The 3,893-nt window shown below is 53.8% G+C and carries 3 protein-coding genes; all 3 read left to right on the plus strand.

The annotated features are described in order from the left end of the window. Positions 1-1,324 (plus strand): MATE family efflux transporter (locus IJN28_02830; protein MBQ6712707.1); only part of this gene is annotated, 1,324 nt, incomplete at its 5' end. 331 nt (positions 1,325-1,655) lie between these two features. Then, positions 1,656-3,104, plus strand: a complete 1,449-nt coding sequence (locus IJN28_02835) for a DUF2157 domain-containing protein (protein MBQ6712708.1) — start codon at positions 1,656-1,658, stop codon at positions 3,102-3,104. Beyond that, the gene (locus IJN28_02840) at positions 3,085-3,609 is read left to right on the plus strand and encodes a GDYXXLXY domain-containing protein (protein ID MBQ6712709.1); all 525 of its coding nucleotides are present in this window, start codon (positions 3,085-3,087) and stop codon (positions 3,607-3,609) included. Before IJN28_02835 ends, IJN28_02840 begins: the two co-directional genes overlap by 20 nt. The last annotated feature ends 284 nt before the right edge of the window (positions 3,610-3,893 follow it).

A 3,893-nucleotide genomic window follows, 5' to 3' on the forward strand; every position in this document is an offset into this window, starting at 1 on the left:
AGGTAAGATCAAGAGCCTTCTGACGGTGTTTTTGCCCATCTTCATCGCGCAGGTGGCATTCACGGCGACGGGCTTTTTCGATACGGTGATGAGCGGTCAGACAGGAGAGGCACAGCTTGCAGGCGTGGCGGTCGGGACGAATATCTGGGCACCTGTGTTCGTCGGCATGGTCGGTGTGATCGGCGGTCTGACACCTATCTTCGCACAGAAGTACGGTGCGCGCAGGATGGAGGAGCTGTCTGCGCTTTTTATGCAGGCTGTCTATATGGCGGTGCTGATGACGGTGTTCGTGCTGGGGCTCGGATTCGCGTTCGTCGATATGATACTGGCGCAGATGACGCTCGATGCGGAGGTAGCGCGCGTGACACGCGGGTATCTCCTCGCGATCGGGACGGGGGTACTCCCTATGTTCGTCGTGTCGTCGATGCGTAACTATATCGATGCGCAAGGGTTCACACGCATCTCGATGATCATCACGCTCATCTGTGTGCCGTTCAATATCTTTATGAACTGGCTTTTGATCTTCGGCAAGTGGGGCTTTCCCGCGCTCGGCGGTGTCGGTGCAGGGGTGGCATCGAGTTTGATGTACTGGCTCGCGCTCGTTCTCGCTGTCGGTGTGCTGAAGACGATGGAGCCGTTCAAAGGACAAAAGGTGTTTCGTCTGCCGCGTCCCGATGTGCGTGCATGGCTCGATGAGCTGAAGACGGGGCTTCCCATCGGCGGAAGTATCTTCGTCGAGATGAGCATCTTTTGCTTGGTGGGACTTCTTATCACCGAGTACGGCACGAGCGTCATTGCCGCACATCAGTCGGCACTCAACTTTTCTTCGTTTATCTATATGATACCGCTCAGCATCGGGTCGGCGATGACGATCCTCGTCGGGTTCGAGGTCGGAGCAAAGCGCAATCGCGATGCGAAGGTCTATACGCGTATCGGTATCGGTATGGCACTTGCCATCGCGTGCTGTACGGCTGTCGGTCTGATGAGCTTCACGCGCGAGGTCGCAGGCCTCTATACGTCGGAGGAGCATCTTCTTCCGCTTCTCGAATCGTTCCTCGTCTACGCTGTCTTCTTCCAAGTGTCGGATGCCATTGCCGCACCGATACAGGGGGCATTGCGCGGATATAAGGACGTTACTGTTACGATGGTCATGGCTATCATCGCCTACTGGGTCATCGGTCTGCCTGTCGGCTATCTCCTCGCACAGAACGGCTATGAGGCGTACGGCTACTGGGTCGGCTTCATCACAGGCATCGCCGTCAGCGCGGTACTTCTGTTTCTGCGTATGCGCTACCTCCAGAAAAACAAGTTCCCTGAGGAATAGGGGATATGGTACAATGGGGGGTGAGGGAAAAGGGGTTGGCTTAGGCTCTTTTTCTTGCGGTGCGTATCGACACTCGCAAGGAATTCTTTTTCGTAGCAGGTGGCTTCTCCCTTCTCTTTGACTTTCTTTGTCAGCAAAGAAAGTTACAAAGAAACTGCATCGCTCTTGAAAAAGGACTACTGCCTACTGCTATCACCCAATTCCTTTTTCAAAGGCGATGGTTGCGCCGATGGAAGTTTCGGCATAGCTGAGAAGGGGATACGATCAGCTTTATTGATAATTTATTCTTAGACATTATTCCTTTTATATCATATACCTAAGGAGAATCCTCATGAAAAAATCACATCAGACTTGGCTGAAGGAAGAGGCCGAGAAGTGGGTGGAGAAGGATATCATCACCGCTTCGCAGGCAGAGAAGATCCTCGCCGAGTATCCGGAAAAACAGATCTTGCCTATGACGTTTCAGCGTACGTTCAGCGCGCTGGGGGCTGTCCTGATCGCGATCGGGGTGCTCCTCGTCTTGGCGCATAACTGGGATGCGCTGTCACGCGGTGTTCGTCTGACGAGTGTGATCTCACTTCTCGTATTGTCGCAGGGGGCGATGCTTGCCACGATGCATATCGAGAAGCTTGCCCGATATCGTGAGAGCGTGTCGATCGTGCTGTCGCTGATGGTCGGTGCCGCACTCGTTCTGACGGGGCAGACGTTCTATCTCGGCATCGACACCTCATGGCTGTTCGGTGTCTGGATGGTGCTCGTCTTGCCCATTGCGCTTCTTACCGAAACGGTACTGCCGATCTTCGTCTATGCCATACTGTTCTTCATATGGCTCACGCAGGCGTATGATGCGTGGTATATCTGGCTCTCGTGGCCGCTTCTTCTCGTGCTCATACCGCTTCAGCACAAGCTCGAAGAGGCCGAAACGCGCGGATTCCATGCGCTGACTTGGTTGATCGTCATCGGTCTTGTTGCCGCGTTCCTCGTATGTTTCCGTCCGTATTTCGGCGACCTTGCCGTGCAGATCATGGCACTTTTCCTTTATCGGATGTCGGCACTCGGCATCGAACTGAACCGTGCGGACGAGCTGTGGAACAGACCGCTCTTTTCGCTCGGGTTCACAGGTTCGCTCTTTTGTATGTTCCTGCTGACCTTCTACAATCTCTGGCATCATTCGAGCGATATCGCAGGCGATGCGCCTGTCATCGTGTTCGTCGGTATGTTTGCTATTGCTCTTTTCAGCGTATGGCAGAACAGCCGCCGTATGCGCGGTGATCTCTTGGCGCGGTTCTCGGCACTGGCCGTGCCTATCGTCGGCTTCACGAGCCTTCTGTGGCTGTTCGGTATGCCGGACTGGCTCGCCGTCGGTATTATGAATGCCTACCTTATCATCGTCGGTCTGTATCTCATGGTGCGCGGATATGTGCGCCAGCAAGTCAGCATATTCAATGTCGGTATGCTTCTTATCACAGCACTCATCGTCGCACGCCTCTTTGACGTCGACATGAACTTCTTGGTGCGCGGTGTCCTCTACATCGTGCTTGGCGTCGTATTCTTCGGCGTCAACTACCGCATGAGAAAACAAAAAGGAGGTGTGACGAGCCGTGAAAATACCGTTTCTGAACAAGTGGAAAGCGTGGCGGGAGAGCCGCAAAAAGTCGCATCTGACGATGGTCAAGCCGATGCAGACGAGCGACCGACAAGACCTGTCCTCCGCGTCGTCGAATCGGACGATCGCGCAAAAACTGACGAGCCTGAGCCCGGTGCAGGCACTGACAAATAACAGTGTGCTTCGCAGCAAGACGGTGCTTTTCGTTGCGCTTGCACTCCTCCAGCTTGCCATACCGTTCTATCTGGCAGGATCGTACAGCAGCGTTCTTACCGAAGGCGACACATACCGATTCGCACTCAAAGCGACCAAGGCTACGGATATCCGCCACGGCAGCTATGCGTATCTCAACATCGAAGAAGATCACGGCCCGTACCGTTCGCATATGAAACGCGGCGATACCGTCTACGCCATCCTCGATAAGTCGAAGCTCGGTCTGGCGCGCGTTATCGAAGTGCGCTCTACCGTCCCCGAAGGACATGACTACATCACAGCCGAAGTCTACGATATCCGCGGCGGCGAAGCGTATCTTACGTATCCGTTCTCGCTCTACTACTTAAATGACGAAGACCGCCGTCACCTCGAGATCGAATCACTCAAGGATAAGATGCAGTACACCGTCACCGTCAAAGTAAAAGACGGCAAAGCAGTTGCCGAAAAACTCAACTTCAATGAGTAAAAAAAGAAGGGCGTTCCCCGTGCGTGGGGAATGCCCTTTTCGTATGTGCGGGAGGGAGAGGGGGGAACGCAGGGCGTGTTTTCTTTTTCTTATCGTGCGTATTGTCGGGTCGCGTCTAGCCAATCGGTTTCGCTATCGCTTACTCTTCCCTTTCTCATTACTTTTTGGCTCGCCCCAAGGGAAACAACGAAAAATCACTCTTTTTTGTGTTCATTTCTTTGCTGTCCAAAGAAACGAACCAAAGAAAGACAGCCTCCTCGTACGGTTTGCGAGCGAACTGGCAC

The sequence above is a fragment of the Selenomonadales bacterium genome, from assembly GCA_017442105.1.
GTDB lineage: Bacteria > Bacillota > Negativicutes > RGIG982 > RGIG982 > RGIG982.